Raw genomic sequence first — 15,660 nt, 5'->3', positions numbered from 1 at the left:
ATCAAGTGGACTGAATCGCTTCCCCGAGCCGGGCGACCACCAGCCGGAGCGTGGCCGGCGGCGCGGTGAACGGGATCCTGATGTGCCGGCGGTCTGTCCCGTCCGGCGTGAACAGGTCACCGGCGCCGAGCAGGAGCCCTTGCTCACGAGCCTTGTCCAGCACCCGGCGGGCTCTGGTCTCGGTCAGCTCCAGCCACAGCGTCATGCCACCTGTCGGCGTGGGCCAGGCCACACCGTCGAGTGTCTTGAGCCCGGCCTCCAACGCTTGAAGGTTGGCCCGGAGGCGGGTGCGACGGCGGCTGATCACGCGGTCGAGGCGGCTCAGGATCGCCTGGGCCAGGAGGTCGTCCAACGCGCTGGGCGACGCCACACTGAGCTGTGAGGCCGTGTTGATGCGCCTCCGGAGTTGCTTGCCGGTGCGGACCCAGCCGACGCGCAGTCCGCCCCACACCGTCTTGCTGAGCGAGCCGACGCTGACTGTGCGCGGGTAGCGACTCAGTGGCTCGGCCTGCTCTCCGCTGGCCAGCCACAATGGCCTCATGGTCTCGTCACTGATCAGTGCGGCGCCGTACCTGCGGGCGATCTCTACAACCGCCGTACGGCGCTCAGGCGGCAGGCTGAGCCCGGTCGGGTTGTGGTTGTCGGCCTGGAGGTAGATGACCTTGGGCCGGTGGCGTCTGCAGAGGTGGGCGAGCTGGTCGGTGTCCCAGACCCCTGCGGGCCAGGCTGCGACGTCCAGGCGGTGTTTGCGGAGCAGGTCGAAGGCAGCCGGGTACGTGGGGGTCTCGGTGATCGCTACGCCTGGTCCGAGGTCCAGTCCGGCCAGCGCGGCGTTGAGCCCGGCTGCCGCGCCCACGGTGAGTGTTAGCTGGTCGGGCTCGGTCGGCACGCCCTCTTTGGTGAGTCGGTCGGCCAACGCCGTACGTAGCTCCATTGAGCCGCCTGGTGGTGGGCCGTCGCCGCCCATTGCGTGCGGCAGCCCGTTCTGCACGATCTGCGCCGCTACTTCGGCCACATCGTGTGGTGCGGCCGTTGTCGCGAACCGCAGGTCCAGGACCGGCTGGTCCCCCGCTGTCACGGTCGATGCCGGGGCGATCGGGTCCAGGAGGCGGTCAAGCGGCCTGACCACGGTCCCGGAGCCGCGCTTTGTCTCCAGTACGCCGTCGGCCCGGAGGTGATCCAGTGCGCGTACGACGGTCACGCGGCTCAGGCCGAGCCGCTCCGCCAGCACCCGCTCCGACGGCAGCCGCGACCCGATCGACAGGTCACCGCGTTCGATCCGCCGCAACACCAGGGCCTCGACCTGCTCGGTCTTGGTCCCGTCCGCCGGATCCAGATCCCCCGCCCGCCACATAAGTCCAGTCTGCCACGGGTGGCCTCATCCGCCGCGAACTGTCCGTCGCAGGTGCTTGTATTTGGCCTATGGACGAGCGGTGGGCGATTGCGCCGGAGGAGGGTGGCGGGGCGGTGCTCGTCGCTCTGCGGCCGGACGGGCAGCCTGCCGGCGAGGTGCTGCACGAGCCGGATCTGGCGGCCGCCATCGGATCGCGTCCGCACGTGACGCGGTGGGTGTGGCGGTCGACCTCCGAGATCTACCCGCGGCTGCTCGAGAGCGGCGTACGCGTCGACCGCTGCTACGACATCGAGAACAGTGAGAACCTGCTGCTCGGGCACGAAGGCCGACTGGGCGAGCCGCGATCGGCGGCCGCCGCGTGGGCGCGATTGACCGGTGGTGCGGTGCCACCGGATCCGCCGGTGCGCTCCGTCGTACCAGGTGAGCAGTCTTCGCTGTTCGAGATCCAGGATGAGCCGGTTCCGTTCGAAGCGCTCCTGCGGGTGTACGCCGACCAACTGAGACGGCACGCTTTGGCCGAGCACCCGGATCGGATGCGGTTGCTGACGGCATCCGAATCGTCGGCGATGTTGATCGCCGCCGAGATGGACCGGGCCGGGCTGCCGTGGAGCGCCGAGGTCCATCGTGAGTTGCTGACGGAGTTGCTGGGGGAACGGTTCGGCGGGACCGGGGAGCCGCGGCGGTTGACCGAGTTGGCGGACGAGGTGTCGGCGGCGTTCGGTCGCCGCGTGCGTCCGGATTTGCCGGCCGACGTACTGAAGGCGTTCAAGTCGGCCGGGTACCAGCTGAAGTCGACCCGGCGCTGGGAGTTGGAGACGATCGACCATCCGGCGGTCGCGCCGCTGATCGAGTACAAGAAGCTCTACCGCATCTACACCGCGAACGGCTGGACCTGGCTGCAGGACTGGGTGCACAACGGCCGCTTCCGCCCCGGCTTCCTCCCGGGCGGCACAGTCTCCGGGCGTTGGGTCACGAACGGCGGTGGCGGTCTGCAGATCCCCAAGGTCATCCGCCGAGCCGTCGTCGCCGACCCCGGCTGGAGCCTCGTCGTCGCCGACGCCTCACAACTCGAGCCGCGCATCCTGGCGGCGATCTCCCGCGACCCGGCGTTGATGGAGGTCGCGAGCTCCGCGGGCGACCTGTACAAAGCAGTCTCGGACCAGGCCTTCTCCGGTGACCGCGCGATGGCGAAACTCGCCGTACTCGGCGCGATCTACGGCCAAACCTCCGGCGACGGCCTGAAGAACCTCGCCATGCTCCGGAAGCGGTTCCCTCAGGCAGTCGCGTACGTCGACGAAGCTGCCCGCGCCGGCGAGGAAGGCCGCCTGGTCCGCACCTGGCTGGGCCGCACCTGCCCACCCGCCGGCACCCCGCTCGACGCCGCCACCCTGGAAGGCCCACCCACCGACGAACCCGTCACCGACGCCCGCCGCGCCAGAGCCCGCGGTCGCTTCACCCGCAACTTCGTAGTCCAAGGCTCCGCCGCCGACTGGGCCCTACTGCTACTCGCCGCCCTCCGCCAATCAATCGCACCCATGAAAGCCGAACTAGTCTTCTTCCAACACGACGAAGTAATAGTCCACTGCCCCACCGAAGAAGCCCCCGAGGTAGCCACCGCAATCCAATCCGCCGCCACCCGCGCCGCCACCCTAACCTTCGGCCCCACCCCCACCAACTTCCCCTTCACCACCACAACGGTCCAGACCTACGCCGACGCCAAGCAGTAGTTCACCGCTGAAATGCCGAAGCTGAGCTGTGTCGGGTGACTAATAGCATGCACCCTACGTATAGGCCTGCCTGCCGCTGGAAGTACAGACGGTAGGCAGTTGGCTGAATCTCCGGTTGGACGGGCAGCCCGGACGGCAAATTGCTACGAACTGAACCGCAGCAACAGGAGATCTACTCCAATTTCCCCGAGGTCAATCCAGTCGCTACGCCTATTCGCAACGTGTAGGCGGCTTGGGTTCAGGGAATTCGGTGTCAAATCTTCTGAGCCAACTGAATAGCGCCCGACACAGTGCGACATCATCCTCTTCGCTCAACTGAGCCGGATACCGCCACTTGGTCGGATCATCAGGAAATACGGATCGAAGCATCAGCGCTTCCCAGCCTAGGTTCTGCCCAGTACCTAATTGCCGCACCAGCCATGCCTGAAAATCCTGCAACCAGACCGCATCAGCGCCACATTGGTATCCTCTCAAAAAGGCACCGTACATGCGGAATGAGCCATCCAGGCTAAACATACCCGGCCGCGACTGCAGTTGCTCGATAAGCCAACTCCGGTCCATTATTTCACCGGCGTCCATTTCAGGGAAACCCCGAATCCCACAATTGGTTGTACTCACTCATCGGCACCCCCGTATCGATCAGAGAACCCCATCGAATACTCGACCATTCTTTCCTTCACCACCACAACCACAAAACCCACACCGATGCCAAGTAGATACCCCGGTTCACGCTGAGAAGGGCCTGACCTCATCGGACCACTGAGCATTCAGATCTGCCGCCAGCACGAACAGCGATCCACCTGTCATCTGAACCTCATGACTACATCCGTGCTTATCCGGCAGGATCTCGTCCAATTGAACCTCGCCGAGGCGGCGAGTCTCTGGCCAGCCATCACGCCGCCTAGGCTCTGACGAGACATTCACCGAAAACTCGATCACGTTCGAGTAGTCGATGGTCAGCGCTCCGTCGTGCTTGAATCGATTCGGCTCGAACTCGACCCTCAACCCCAAGGCATCATTTCGGTCCAGCATCGTGACTTTTCGGAGCTTCAGATCCTTCACACACTTCCGCGCGAAGAAGTTGTAGTGGTCCTCGTCCAACGCAAACGCCCGCGCACCCCGCGGCAAGTCTTCTGCGATCCTCGGCAGTTCATGCAAGTAGAGATTCGCATCCAGTGAATACCCCTTCCGTCGACCATCCTCAACCAGAGCGGATATCTGAACGAATCTCATCAACACAACCTATCGACATGAGGACGCTTCCAGGCGTCACCTTTGATGTTTCACCGGGACCGATTCGGCCGGCACGGCGCATCTCGTCAATCGCTACACCCTCGAGGCGGTTTTCTACATCCCGCCACAGCTCCATGTCGGCTGCCCACGTTGTGCACCAGACCGGCCTCGCACCGACGACAACGTTGTACGCGTACGTGTTGTCCACGTCAGGTTGAACACCCTGCTGTTCGTCGTGTCAACCCTTCGATCCGTGTCAATCGAATCGCGAGAGCCTCCTTCGCTCTGCGTCTCCGCCGTCGCCGGGAGGCTGAGCCATTCCTCCACCGCCACCACGCCCTGCCAACATCTCGAGGAAGATGACGGTGGCCTGGCCGCCGATACCCGTGGCGCCAATGACGATGCCGACCACAGGAGGAATTGCAGGACCGGCGGCCGGCACTGGCACCGCTCCGCCGCGAATACCGCCGCCACCGGCGCCGCCAGCGCACTGGCTGCCGTTGCCTCCGCAGGGGGAGTTGATCATGGGTAGGTTGCCCATGCCCATGTGGAACCAGTTGTGGCTGCCGGTGGAGCTGACGGTGGCTACGACGGAGCCGACCTGGTTGAGGGCGTTTTGGTGCTGTTGGTCGGACCAGTCGCTGGTTGCGTCGGTCAGGTTGTCTTTGGCGCCGACGACGGCCGCGGGCTGGGTGGGGCTGACGGGGCACAGGGCGGGGTTGCCGTTGGTGCACGAGGGGTCCCCCGGGGGCGGTTGGGGAACGTTCTTGGCGTCGTGCTCGAGCTGCTCGCGTTCCTTCTTGATCTTTTTCTGCAGATGGCACTGTGCATCGCACACCGGCGGTGAAGGGGGCTTGGGCCGGCAGCTCTGTGTCTTGCAGATCTTGGGCGGCGTCGGCTTATCGATGCCACAGTTCTTCTTGCAACCACCGCCGTCGCCGTCCCCCTTGCCTTCGCCAGGGGTGGGGCAGGTGCCCTTTGCCTTGCAGCTGCCCTTGTCGTCATCGTCCTTCGGTGGCTTCGGCGGGTCGTTGCACACCCGCTTGTAGATGGGCGTGTCGCCGCCACCGGGTGCCCATCCGACGAACTGGTTTACGCACTCCGGTTGCGGATCAAAGGGACGGTGCCCGTCGGGATCGTTGAGCGTAACGGGATTGCCGGCACCGTAGGCATACAGGTTCAGGACCGAGGAGGGGGTGCCGGCGTTGTGGGTGATGGTGTCTCGGGAGTTGAAGGTGGCGGATTCTGGGTTGTACCAGCGGGCGCCTTGGTTGACGTCGCCGGAGCGGGGGTCGGTCCAGTCGCCTTGGTAGCCGACGCGGTACTTCAGGCCGGAGGCGTTGGTTGAGTTGCCGAAGGGGTCGAAGGTGCGGGTGTCGGGCAGTCCTGCGGCCAGGGCGGTGTCGGCTGGGTCGAAGCCGGCGACGATGTCGCCGTGGCGGTCGGCCAGGACGAGTCGTTTGGTGGTTTCGTAGCCGACCGACAGCAGGCCGTCGGAGGCCGAGCGGCCGAAGAACTGGGTGCCGTCGGAGACGACTTCGTCGCTGAAGCCGTCGTAGCGCATCCTCGCGGTACCGGCCTGGACGGGCCGGTCGAGCGCGTCGTAGGTGAAGTCGCGTTCGGCGGTGCGGATCATCCGGTCGAACGCATCGAAGGTGAAAGCCTCGGTCGTCGTCCCGGTGGTCTTGGACAACAGCGCGCCGCGGGGTGAGTAGGTGTAGGCGGAGGTGCCGTCGTTGATGAGCCGGTTGCGTTCGTCGTACGACGCGAGTTTCGTGCCGGCCTTGATGCGGTTGCTGGCGGCGTCCCACCCGTACGCGGTGGTGGTCGTTCCCTTCGTCCAGGAGGTGAGCCGGCCCAGTTGGTCGTAGGTGTAGGTGTTGTTGCCGACGCCGGCGGTCTACAGATCCCCAAGGTCATCGCCGGGCCGTCGTCGCCGACCCGGGCTGGAGCCTCGTCGTAGCCGACGCCTCCCAACTCGAGCCGCGCGTCCTGGCGGCGATCTCCCGCGAACCCGCGCTAATGGAGGTCGCGGAGCTCCGCGGGCCGCTTCACCCGCAACTTCGCAGTCCAAGGCTCCGCCGCCGACTAGGCCCTACTGCTACTCGCCGCCCTCCGCCAATCAATCGCACCCATGAAAGCCGAACTAGTCTTCTTCCAACACGACGAAGTAGTAGTCCACTGCCCCACCGAAGAAGCTCCCGAGGTAGCCGCCGCAATCCAATCCGCCGCCACCCTAACCTCGGCCCCCCACCAACTTCCCTTTCATCACAGCCACCGTGCAGACGTACGCCGACGCCAAGTAGCAAACCGAAGGTGAAACCGTTGTTGCACAGTCGCAACTCGAGTCGCGTCAACCAGCACTTCGCGTATCACACCGGCGACTCCCTCCGCTCAGTCACCGGTCTCCACCAGCCGGGATCGTGTTTGCCAAAGGATGGACTCAGGGATCTTCAGGGTTTTATGTTGTCAATGGATTCGAGGGCGTCGAGGATTCTCGATCTCCTCGACCCCGGCATCCAGAGGTCGGTCAAGGTGCCCGCCGGAGCCATCAAGCATAACCTGTAGCGCCTGGACGATTTCACTAACAGTTGTCATCGATAGCCCGCTCCGGATGTAATATTCCGCACGCGATAGTCCCTCGTACCCCGTCGCAATCGCACTACAGAGTCTGCGCGCCTCGTCGTGGGTTAACTGGATCTCGACGATCTCGTCTGAAACTCGGATATCCATTTGCTATCTCCTCAGCCGCCTGAGGCAGTCATGGTATGACATCGTATATCTGGTCATCGAATACTCACCTTCTCTGAATGATTGCGATGCCTCGATCGGGGGTCGTGCCAGCCCGTGGCGCCATCTCCGAACGGTTGGCCACCGTCCCTGGTAACGAATCCATCTAGGTAGTCTGCAAGTTCATCATCGGACATGCCAGCTGCCCACGAGTGGCTACCTCCGGGACCCTCCCGCGATTTCATCCCGGATGTGAAGGACACCCTGGTAAGCCGCGTCAGAACAGCCGTCGAGCCCGCCCGAGTTGTGTACAAGCAACAGAGTGTTGCCCGCACCACGTAATACGTGTGGGTGTTGTCGATCGTCAGGTTGAACACACTGGTGCTCGCAACGCGTGGGGTCGTCGAATGGACCGTGATTACAGTGTTCGGCGCCGTTGAACTGAGTTCACTGCCTGCCCTCAATTCGGCAGCCTCGACCCACGACTTCTCGTCGCCTTTGGTCTTGCAGTCACGGCCCGTTGGCGGAGGCGGGGGTTTCGGCTTGTCGGGTGGGCAGAGCAACGGGCCGGTCGCGCTCCGCGGCCTTGGTGGACTTCTTCAGCTGCCGTCCTCTAGTTCGATGGTGTCGGGGATTGGGGCGTGGCCGGCTAGGTGGAGCCAGGTGACGAGGCGGCGGCGGCGGAGGTTGCGGGTTGTCACCACGATGTCGTTGTGGAACCGCCGCGCGAGCTGGACCCGCCGCATCGCCAGGCTCAGCTCGCCCGCCCACGGCTCCACCTCTGTGCCGGTGGCGTTGATTGCCCGGGTCAACGCGGACTCCCGCTGTTCACGCTCTTCCGGCGACGCGGTCCGGGCCCGGTGAGCCGCATCGAGCAGCAACAGCGAGGACGCCGGATCGAGAATCCCGGCCCCGGCCAGTTCGGCAACCAACGCGGCCCGCCGGGCCAGCTCGGTCTCCAGCGCCGCCCGCGAGCTCTCGACCCGATGATGCAGCCGATCCAGCCGCCCGGCGGTCCAGCTCGCGTACGCCCCGACCAGCAGCAGCACGACAGCCACCGCGACGAGCACCCAGACAAGGGTCACGGCTGCGCGGCAGGAAGGTCGATCCGGAACGTGCAGCCACCCGGGACGTTGCTGACAGCAATGACCCCGTCATGGGACTCGACGATGCCGCGGGCGATCGCGAGGCCCAGGCCGGCGCCACCACTCGCGGGTGTCCGCCCAGCGTCGCCACGCCACCCGACGTCGAAGACTCGCTCCAAGTCCTCAGCCGGGATGCCTCCGCAGGCGTCGGTGACCGCGAGACTGACACCGCCGTCCGACGCGCGGTCGACGGACAGGGTGACCGTCTCCTCCGGTTTCGTGTGCCGGATCGCGTTGTCGACCAGGTTCGTCACCGCGCGCGTCAGTTCGTCCGGATCTCCTTGTACGGCGAGCCGATCGTCGTCCGCCGGCGCGGACACCGCGAGCCGAACCCCCGAGACCCGCGCATGCTCGCTGCTCTCCCCCACCACGTCGTCCGCAAGCTCTCGCAGTGACACAGCCATCTGCCGCCGCGGCGCCGGCGCCGAGGACAACCGCGACAGCTCGAAGAGGTCGTCGACCAGCCCGGTCATCCGGTCGACCGTCGCCCGCATCTGCCGCAGCGCCCCCGGTACGTCGTCGATCACCCCGTCCTCGAGCCCTTCGGACACGGCCCGCAACCCGGCCAACGGCGTACGCAGGTCGTGCGACATGAAGGCCACCAACTCACGGCGGCTGTCCTCCAAAGCACGTTCCCGTTCGCGCGACGCGGCCAGCCGTTGACGCGTCTGCTCGAGTTCGTCGGTCAACGCCGCCAACTCGGCCGGCACCGTCCCGGTCGATGGGTCGGCAGGGGCGTCGTACGACGTCCCGAGCTGACGCAATCGCCGTCCGACGTCACGTGAGCCGACACTGATCCAGTGCCCGATCAGGATCGCCAGCGCCACCCCGAGCAGCGCCGAGAAGGCCAGCGTCCACAACACGACCCAGGAGTCGTGCGCCGAGATGAACATCGCCCGCACACTCTGCAGTACGGCGGCCAGCGCGGCAGCCATCGGCACCAGCGCGGCCACGATCATCGCCGTACGCAACGAACGACGCCGGAACTGCCACAGCACCAGCGCACCGACGGCGGCGACGATCAGGGTCCACAGCGCTGTCAGTCCGAGGATCGTGGCGGTGTCGCGGTTCATCCCGATTCACCCACGAAGCGGTACCCGGTCCGCGGGACCGTCAGCACCAGCCGAGGATCCGACGGGTCCGCCTCGATCTTCTCCCGCAACCGCCGGATGTGCACCGTCACCGTGGAGGAGTCGCCGAAGTCCCACCCCCACACCCGGCGCATCAGCTCCGCCTTCGTGTACGCCTTACCCGGATGCGACACCAGGTACGTCAGCAGGTCGAACTCGCGATGCGTCAGCGACAACTCCGACCCGTCCAGGTACGCGACCCGCGCCGCGGTGTCGATCGTCACCGGCCCCGCGCTGATCTTGGTCGGGGTCAGATCCAACCCGGCCAGCCGCTCCTCGCGCCGCAGCATCGCCTGCACCCGCAACGTCAACTCCCGCGGACTGAACGGCTTCACCACATAGTCGTCCGCCCCGACCTCCAACCCGACCAGCCGGTCCTCCTCCTCACCCCGGGCCGACAACATGATCACCGCCGCCCCGTCATCGGCCGCTCGCATCCGCCGCAGCACCTCCAACCCCGACAGCCCCGGCAGCATCACGTCCAGTACGACGACCGACGGCCTCCACTGCTGCCACACCTCCACCGCCGCCAACCCGTCGGCCACCACCCGGGCGTCGTACCCGGCCTTCGTCAGGTACGCCGAAACCACATTCGAAACGGTCGGATCGTCATCCACCACGAGCACACGAGTAGCCACAGCACGAGCGTAGATCGTCCGACCGGGATAACGGACTGTCATCGTTCCAACGCTCTGAAGCAGTTTGACTCGCCGACAACTCCGCGCCAACACTGTCGGGCGTGACGAAACGCATTGCCCTCGCGACCTCGGCCGATCATCCGGAGTTGCACGAGCACGATCTCCCGCTGGTCGACGCCCTGCGTGCGGCCGGGGCGGACCCGGTGGCCGAGGTCTGGACCGACCCGTCCGTCGACTGGTCGGTGTACGACGCCGTACTGCTGCGGTCGGTGTGGGACTACCACCTCCGGTACGACGAGTTCACCGAATGGCTCAACCTGGTCGACAAGGCCGGCGTACCGGTGTTCAACGACAGCAGTCTGGTCCGGTGGAACGGCGACAAGCGCTACCTGATCGAACTGCGCGAGCGGGGTGTGGCGATCGTGCCGTCACAGATCGCAGCCGGGGCGTGCCTGCGCGAGGTTGTCGCCGGACTGGACGGCCAGGAGATCGTCATCAAGCCCACGGTGAGCGCGTCCTCCCGCCACACCATCCGCGGCGTCGCCGGCTCCGGCGAGTTGAGCCGGGCGATGGAGGACCTCCCGGACACCGTGTACCTGGTTCAGCCGTTCCAGCCGGAGATCGTGACCGGCGGCGAGTGGTCGCTGATGTTCGTCGACGGCGAGTTCACCCACGCGGTCGTCAAGCGCCCGGCGGCTGGTGACTACCGGGTCCAGATGATGTTCGGCGGCGAGGCGACCCTCACCGAGCCGTCACCCGACGTCCTCTTCAGCGCCCGCGCGGCCCTGGAAGCAGCCAACGCGCAGACCCTCTACGCGCGCGTAGACGGCGTGGTCGTCAACGGCCGCTTCCTCCTGATGGAACTGGAACTCATCGAGCCCTACCTGTTCCTACCGGAGTTCCCAGAAGCCACCGAGAAACTCGCCGCCGCAGTCGCCAAGCGCCTCCAGCTCGCCCCGCGGTCCCAACGGATCTAGCTCGCCGCCTCCATGCCGTCCCGGGCAGCCGTCTCCGGGTGACCCCGGCGGCGGCCGTAGAGCAGGGTCTCGCCGGCCGCGGTGCCGGTGAACTTGGTCCGGCGGGCCCACTCACGGCACTCGGCGAGCACCGGGCACGCGGTCAGGCAGCGTTCGCGGGCCTTGCGCTGCTCCCAGGGCGTCGCCGTCTCGTCGTACGCAGGGGCCTGACCGATACAGGCGGCCCGGCTCATCCAGCGGTCGGCGGGATCAACGATCACTGTCAGGGTCGGCCTCATGACCCGAAGGTAAGTGCCCTGGCGGCCGCTCCGGACCGCGTCTCGCGATACGAGAGTTTTTCGACTGATTTAATAGACAAATAGAGTCGGAGTCATGCCGACGCTCGTGGACATTCAGGCGGCCGCACGTGAGCTCGATGGCCGGATTCATCGGACGCCGATCGTGACCTCGAGCGCGCTCGACGCACGCTTCGGCGGCACGATCCTGCTCAAGGCCGAGTTGTTCCAGAAGACCGGCAGTTTCAAGGTTCGCGGCCTGCTCACCAAGCTGCTCCGGCTCAGCCCGGAGGAGCGCGACCGCGGCGTCATCACCGTCTCGGCCGGGAACGCGGCCGGCGCACTGGCCTGGGCCGCCCGCAACGCCGGCGTCCCGGCCACGGTGGTCATGGCGACGACCGCCGTACCGGCGAAGATCGACGCGGCCCGCGGGTACGGCGCCACCGTCGAACTCGTCGAGGGCGACCTGATCGCGCAGTACGAGCGGATCCGGGACGAGCGGAAGCTGACCGGCGTCCACCCCTTCGACGACGAGGACGTGATCACCGGTCACGGCAGCCTCGGCCTGGAACTCCTCACCGACCGTCCCGACATCGACACCGTGCTGGTCCCGATGGGCGGCGGCGGACTGATCTCGGGCGTCGCGCTCGCGGTGAAGCTCGTCAAGCCGCAGATCCGCGTGATCGGCATCGAGCCCGAGCAGGCCGACGTGGTCAGCCGCAGCCTCGCGGCCGGCGCACCGCAGAAGCTCCCGACCGCCCGGTCCATCGCCGACGGCCTGGCCGCACCGGTCTGCGGGACACGCAACTTCCCGCTCATCCAGCAGTACGTCGACCACGTCGTCCGCGTGAGTGAAGAGGCGCTCCTGGAAGCGACCCGCCTGGTGATCTCCCGCACCAAGCTCGCGCTCGAGCCGGCCGCGGCCGCACCCTTCGCCGCCCTGCTCGAAGGCAGCATCCGGCTGGAGGGCACGACCGCCTCCGTCGTCAGCGGCGGCAACCTGGACGTGTCGAAGCTGGTGCTCTAGGCAGGAGCGAGTGCACGGGCGTCGGACTTGACGCCGTCACTCGGATCGTCGACCACGTCGCCTTGGCGCACCGGGTCGTTCTCCGGCAGCAGGATGTCGCGCGACACGACCAGCATCAGCCACAGCGTGCCGGCCATCCGCAGGATCACCGACAGCCAGTAGATCCGGTCCGGCTGGTCCGGATTCCCCGGAGCGAGGAACTGGGCCAGGTGCATCCACACGAGCATCCAGTAGAAGCATTCACAGGCCTGCCAGATCAGCCAGTCCCGCAGCCGCGGCCGGGCCAGCGCCATCAGCGGGAGCAGCCACAGCACGTACTGCGGTGAGTAGACCTTGTTCACCAGCAGGAACGCCGCCACGACGAGGAACGCGAGCTGGGCGAATCTCGGCGGCCGGGGTGCCATCAGGCCGAGGATCGCGATCGACAGGCACAGACCGGCGAAGATCACGATGTTCAGCTGGTTGACGTCCGCGACCTCGTGTTTGGCCAGCTTGAGAACGTACCAGATCGAGCCGTAGTCGCTCTCCCGCTGGTCGTTGAACGTCCAGAACGACATCCACTCGTTCTTCGCCAGCAAGTAGATCGGGGCGTTCACCAACGCCCAGGCCACGACCGCGGCGACGACCGCCTGGAACCACGGCCACAGCTTGCGACCGCGGATGCACACGATCAGCAGCGGACCGAGGAGCAGGAACGGGTAGAACTTGGCCGCGGTCCCCAGTCCGAGCAGGATGCCGAACCAGATCGGCCGGCCCCGGGACCAGGCGAACATCGCGCCGGCCGTCAGCGCGACCGCGAACAGGTCCCAGTTGATCGTCGACGTCAACGCCAGCACGGGCGCGGCGGCGACGTACAGCGCGTCCAGTGGCTGACCGCGGGCCGCACCGGGACGTGTCTCGACCCCGCGCGCGGTGGCCACGGTGAGGCCGACGATGACGAGGGCGCAGAGGAACAACATCACCAGGTTGACCACGAAGAAGACGCCGGCGGTGTCGCGCTTCTGCTCGGCGGTCACGTCCTTCTCCGGGTCACCGGTGATCACCCAGGTGATCTGCGCCGCGACCTCCATGAAGCCGCCGGTCAGCACCGGGTACTCCAGCACCGGGTAGTTGCCGGTGTCCAGGAACGGCCGGTTGCCTTCGGCGAACCCGCGCTCCTGGTACAGGAACCCGATGTCGGAGTAGCACAGCGCCTTGAACGGCCGCCAGCTCTGCCGATCCCAGCCGGCGTCCATACACGGCGCCTTCTGCAGCACGCCGAGCGCGAACGTGACCGTGCACACCGCGAGCGCGATCCGCAGCGGTGTCCACCAGGACGAGCCCAGCCGGGCGAACCGTCCGGACGGCCCACCGAGCCCCACCGTCAGGCCTGCGACGGACGGGTCGGCCTCCGACGGGGTCAGCCGGTCCTTCGCGTCCTGGCTACGTGGTCCGGTCACGGGGGGCATCATCTCCTATCCGCTCGACCGACGACCAGGGAAGGTTACCCACCGCTCCCCAGCGCCGCCAGCAAGCCCGCCGTACGCCGCTGATCCTGCCACGAGGCCGACCGGCGGATTGTCAGGTGGTGGGTGGCTCCAGGGCGGCCAGCCAGGTGGTGAGGAGTTTTTCGAGTTGGGCGGTCTGGTGGGGGGTGAGGGGTTCGAGAAGGCGTTTCTCGTTGGCCATGTGGGCGGTGAACGCCTGGTCGAACAGGCGGCGCCCGGCGGGCGTCAGCCGGACGACCCGGCCGCGGCCATCGGCGTCGCTGCGGCGCCGCTCCACCAGTCCGGCCTTCTCGAGCCGGTCCACCCGCTTGGTGACCGCGCCGGTCGTCACCATGGTGTGCAGCGCGATCTCTCCGGGTGCCCGCTCGTACGGGGCACCGGCCCGGCGCAGCGACGCCAGTACGTCGAACTCGCCCTCGGACAGCCCGTACTTCGCGTACAGCAGGGTCAGCTCACCGGTCAGGTGGTTCGCGATCCGGTGCAGGCGGCCGATCACGCCCTGCGGCGTCGTGTCGACGTCCGGCCGCTCGACCCGCCACTCCGCCTGGATCCGCGCCACGTGGTCTTCGGTCACCCCGACAGCATATCTTCCCAGGAAGATATAGTAGTTTCCATGGAAAATACCTTTCGGTGGGCGCTGGTCACCGCGATCGCTCCGGTCGCGTGGGGGACGAACTACTTCGTCACCCACGAGTACCTCCCCGCCGGGTATCCCCTGTACGGCGCCGTCTTCCGCGCCCTGCCCGCCGGACTGCTGTTGCTGTGCATCGCCCGACGTCTTCCCCACGGCGCTTGGTGGTGGCGGTCCATGCTGCTCGGCCTCTGCAACATGGGCGCGTTCTTCGCCCTGATCTACGTCGCCTCGCAACTGCTCCCGGTCAGCGTCGCCTCGACCATCATGTCGGCGTCACCGCTGGCGATGACGGGATTCGCGTGGGCGCTGCTGGCCGAACGCCCGGCCGTTCCGGTGCTCGTCGGCGCCGCGGCCGGCATCGCCGGTGTCTACCTGATGCTCGGCGCCGGCGCCTCGGCAATGAATCTCCGCGGTGTGGCCGCGTCCTTCGCCGCGCTCACGATGTCTTCCTGCGGCTACGTGCTGGTCAAGAAGTGGGGCGGCACCGACAGCGCCTTGGCGACCACCTCCTGGCAGCTCGTCGCCGGCGGTCTGGTGCTGATCCCATTCGCCGTCCTCGTCGAGGGTGCGCCGCCGTCCCTCGACGGGCCTGCCCTCGGCGCATTCGCCTATGTCAGCCTGGTGGCCACCGCGCTGGCCTTCAGCGCCTGGTTCGCCGGCCTGCGCCACCTCACCACCGCCACCGTCGGCCTCATCGGCCTGCTCAATCCACTCACCGGTGCACTCCTCGGCCTGACCCTGTCCGGCGAAAGGCTGACATTTGCACAGGCTCTGGGGATGTTGCTCGTGCTCGGCGGCATCACCCTCGCCCGCCCGCAACGCAAGACGACCGTCGCAGGCAGGGGCGAATCAGGTGGGGGCTCCCGGAGGGGCGGTTGCGGGAGCCCCCGGTCTGATCAGGAACTGCTGACCGAGTAGGAGTTGGTGGTGAAGTTGAGGCCTCCGGAGGACGAGGTGATCTCGAAGCCGAACTGGACTTCGCCGACGGTGGTGTCAGGCATCCAGCCGCGGGCGCGGATCCAGTTCAGGACGGCTTTGATGTCGACCCAGCCGGAGTTGGTGTTGGAGGTGCGGACGAAGGAGAAGACGGCGTTCGAGCCGTTGCTGCCGCGGTAGATGTCCCAGGTGTGGCCGCCGACCGTGGCGGTGGCCTGGCGGGAGCCGATCGGGCCGACGGCGCCCTGCTTGTTCATCCAGATCATGATCTCGTAGGCGTGGTCGCCGGCCCAGATGTCGTACGCCGTCGCGTAGGCGCCGCTACCCGGCCGGGAGACGTTGAAGGAACTGGTCAACGTGCCGATCG

16 protein-coding genes are annotated in these 15,660 nt (G+C 66.8%); 5 read left to right on the top strand and 11 right to left on the bottom strand.

The genetic code is table 11. The features are described from left to right. Position 1 precedes the first annotated feature (1 nt). Entirely contained in the window at positions 2–1,354 is a 1,353-nt protein-coding gene (locus ACYVOK_RS12865) for an aminotransferase-like domain-containing protein (RefSeq protein ID WP_460662584.1), read from the bottom strand. A gap of 68 nt (positions 1,355–1,422) precedes the next feature. Between ACYVOK_RS12865 and ACYVOK_RS12860 the strand changes: the two genes are divergently transcribed. Continuing rightward, positions 1,423–3,081 carry a bifunctional 3'-5' exonuclease/DNA polymerase gene (locus ACYVOK_RS12860; RefSeq protein WP_460662583.1) on the top strand — a complete coding sequence of 553 codons (1,659 nt, stop codon included), beginning with the start codon at positions 1,423–1,425 and terminating at the stop codon, positions 3,079–3,081. A gap of 210 nt (positions 3,082–3,291) precedes the next feature. On the opposite strand, the gene ACYVOK_RS12855 is transcribed toward ACYVOK_RS12860, so the two are convergent. The 3 genes from ACYVOK_RS12855 to ACYVOK_RS12845 form a co-directional block, all read right to left on the bottom strand. Then, the gene (locus tag ACYVOK_RS12855) at positions 3,292–3,699 is read right to left on the bottom strand and encodes a hypothetical protein (protein ID WP_460662582.1); all 408 of its coding nucleotides are present in this window, start codon (positions 3,697–3,699) and stop codon (positions 3,292–3,294) included. A 108-nt stretch (positions 3,700–3,807) separates the two neighbouring features. After that, complete coding sequence (locus ACYVOK_RS12850) at positions 3,808–4,314, bottom strand: hypothetical protein (RefSeq protein WP_460662581.1); 507 nt, start codon at positions 4,312–4,314, stop codon at positions 3,808–3,810. Between the two features lie 256 nt (positions 4,315–4,570). Further along, the gene (locus tag ACYVOK_RS12845; protein ID WP_460662580.1) at positions 4,571–6,007 is read right to left on the bottom strand and encodes an RHS repeat domain-containing protein; all 1,437 of its coding nucleotides are present in this window, start codon (positions 6,005–6,007) and stop codon (positions 4,571–4,573) included. A 46-nt stretch (positions 6,008–6,053) separates the two neighbouring features. Here ACYVOK_RS12845 and ACYVOK_RS12840 point away from each other — a divergent pair, with 46 nt between their 5' ends. Beyond that, on the top strand, positions 6,054–6,185 hold the full coding sequence (locus ACYVOK_RS12840; protein ID WP_460662579.1) for a hypothetical protein: 132 nt from the start codon (positions 6,054–6,056) through the stop codon (positions 6,183–6,185). A 1,458-nt stretch (positions 6,186–7,643) separates the two neighbouring features. Here ACYVOK_RS12840 and ACYVOK_RS12835 read toward each other — a convergent pair. Genes ACYVOK_RS12835 through ACYVOK_RS12825 form a run of 3 tightly spaced genes read right to left on the bottom strand, consistent with a single transcriptional unit; the run spans position 7,644 to position 9,957 of the window. Then, positions 7,644–8,114, bottom strand: a complete 471-nt coding sequence (locus ACYVOK_RS12835) for a hypothetical protein (RefSeq protein ID WP_460662578.1) — start codon at positions 8,112–8,114, stop codon at positions 7,644–7,646. 11 nt (positions 8,115–8,125) lie between these two features. After that, positions 8,126–9,262, bottom strand: coding sequence for a sensor histidine kinase (locus tag ACYVOK_RS12830; protein WP_460662577.1), 1,137 nt, complete (start codon positions 9,260–9,262; stop codon positions 8,126–8,128). Further along, positions 9,259–9,957, bottom strand: coding sequence for a response regulator transcription factor (locus tag ACYVOK_RS12825; RefSeq protein ID WP_460662576.1), 699 nt, complete (start codon positions 9,955–9,957; stop codon positions 9,259–9,261). Before ACYVOK_RS12825 ends, ACYVOK_RS12830 begins: the two co-directional genes overlap by 4 nt. Before the next feature lie 101 nt (positions 9,958–10,058). Here ACYVOK_RS12825 and ACYVOK_RS12820 point away from each other — a divergent pair, with 101 nt between their 5' ends. Then, the gene (locus ACYVOK_RS12820) at positions 10,059–10,934 is read left to right on the top strand and encodes an ATP-grasp domain-containing protein (RefSeq protein ID WP_460662575.1); all 876 of its coding nucleotides are present in this window, start codon (positions 10,059–10,061) and stop codon (positions 10,932–10,934) included. Here the strand turns inward: ACYVOK_RS12820 and ACYVOK_RS12815 are convergent. Further along, positions 10,931–11,212 carry a WhiB family transcriptional regulator gene (locus tag ACYVOK_RS12815; protein WP_460662574.1) on the bottom strand — a complete coding sequence of 94 codons (282 nt, stop codon included), beginning with the start codon at positions 11,210–11,212 and terminating at the stop codon, positions 10,931–10,933. The two genes, ACYVOK_RS12820 and ACYVOK_RS12815, sit on opposite strands and share 4 nt — an antisense overlap. 94 nt (positions 11,213–11,306) lie before the next feature. Between ACYVOK_RS12815 and ACYVOK_RS12810 the strand changes: the two genes are divergently transcribed. Beyond that, positions 11,307–12,236, top strand: a complete 930-nt coding sequence (locus ACYVOK_RS12810) for a threonine ammonia-lyase (protein ID WP_460662573.1) — start codon at positions 11,307–11,309, stop codon at positions 12,234–12,236. Here ACYVOK_RS12810 and ACYVOK_RS12805 read toward each other — a convergent pair. Beyond that, positions 12,233–13,684, bottom strand: coding sequence for a glycosyltransferase family 87 protein (locus tag ACYVOK_RS12805; protein WP_460663068.1), 1,452 nt, complete (start codon positions 13,682–13,684; stop codon positions 12,233–12,235). The genes ACYVOK_RS12810 and ACYVOK_RS12805 overlap by 4 nt on opposite strands. 112 nt (positions 13,685–13,796) lie before the next feature. After that, complete coding sequence (locus tag ACYVOK_RS12800) at positions 13,797–14,297, bottom strand: MarR family winged helix-turn-helix transcriptional regulator (RefSeq protein WP_460662572.1); 501 nt, start codon at positions 14,295–14,297, stop codon at positions 13,797–13,799. A 39-nt stretch (positions 14,298–14,336) separates the two neighbouring features. Here ACYVOK_RS12800 and ACYVOK_RS12795 point away from each other — a divergent pair, with 39 nt between their 5' ends. Beyond that, positions 14,337–15,275, top strand: coding sequence for an EamA family transporter (locus tag ACYVOK_RS12795; protein ID WP_460662571.1), 939 nt, complete (start codon positions 14,337–14,339; stop codon positions 15,273–15,275). Here ACYVOK_RS12795 and ACYVOK_RS12790 read toward each other — a convergent pair. Further along, complete coding sequence (locus ACYVOK_RS12790; protein WP_460662570.1) at positions 15,254–15,649, bottom strand: GH12 family glycosyl hydrolase domain-containing protein; 396 nt, start codon at positions 15,647–15,649, stop codon at positions 15,254–15,256. The genes ACYVOK_RS12795 and ACYVOK_RS12790 overlap by 22 nt on opposite strands. Positions 15,650–15,660 lie beyond the last annotated feature (11 nt).

This window comes from Kribbella swartbergensis (assembly GCF_054784135.1).
This window is presented reverse-complemented; position numbering and strand designations above follow the sequence as displayed.

Excerpts from the sequence above, each read along its gene's own strand:
- ACYVOK_RS12815 (WP_460662574.1), bottom strand. The coding sequence starts at position 11,212 with ATGAGGCCGACCCTGACAGTGATCGTTGATCCCGCCGACCGCTGGATG.
- ACYVOK_RS12850 (WP_460662581.1), bottom strand. The coding sequence starts at position 4,314 with ATGAGATTCGTTCAGATATCCGCTCTGGTTGAGGATGGTCGACGGAAG.
- ACYVOK_RS12840 (WP_460662579.1), top strand. The coding sequence starts at position 6,054 with ATGAGCCGGTTGCGTTCGTCGTACGACGCGAGTTTCGTGCCGGCCTTG.
- ACYVOK_RS12810 (WP_460662573.1), top strand. The coding sequence starts at position 11,307 with ATGCCGACGCTCGTGGACATTCAGGCGGCCGCACGTGAGCTCGATGGC.
- ACYVOK_RS12805 (WP_460663068.1), bottom strand. The coding sequence starts at position 13,684 with ATGCCCCCCGTGACCGGACCACGTAGCCAGGACGCGAAGGACCGGCTG.
- ACYVOK_RS12795 (WP_460662571.1), top strand. The coding sequence starts at position 14,337 with ATGGAAAATACCTTTCGGTGGGCGCTGGTCACCGCGATCGCTCCGGTC.
- ACYVOK_RS12860 (WP_460662583.1), top strand. The coding sequence starts at position 1,423 with ATGGACGAGCGGTGGGCGATTGCGCCGGAGGAGGGTGGCGGGGCGGTG.
- ACYVOK_RS12865 (WP_460662584.1), bottom strand. The coding sequence starts at position 1,354 with ATGTGGCGGGCGGGGGATCTGGATCCGGCGGACGGGACCAAGACCGAG.
- ACYVOK_RS12830 (WP_460662577.1), bottom strand. The coding sequence starts at position 9,262 with ATGAACCGCGACACCGCCACGATCCTCGGACTGACAGCGCTGTGGACC.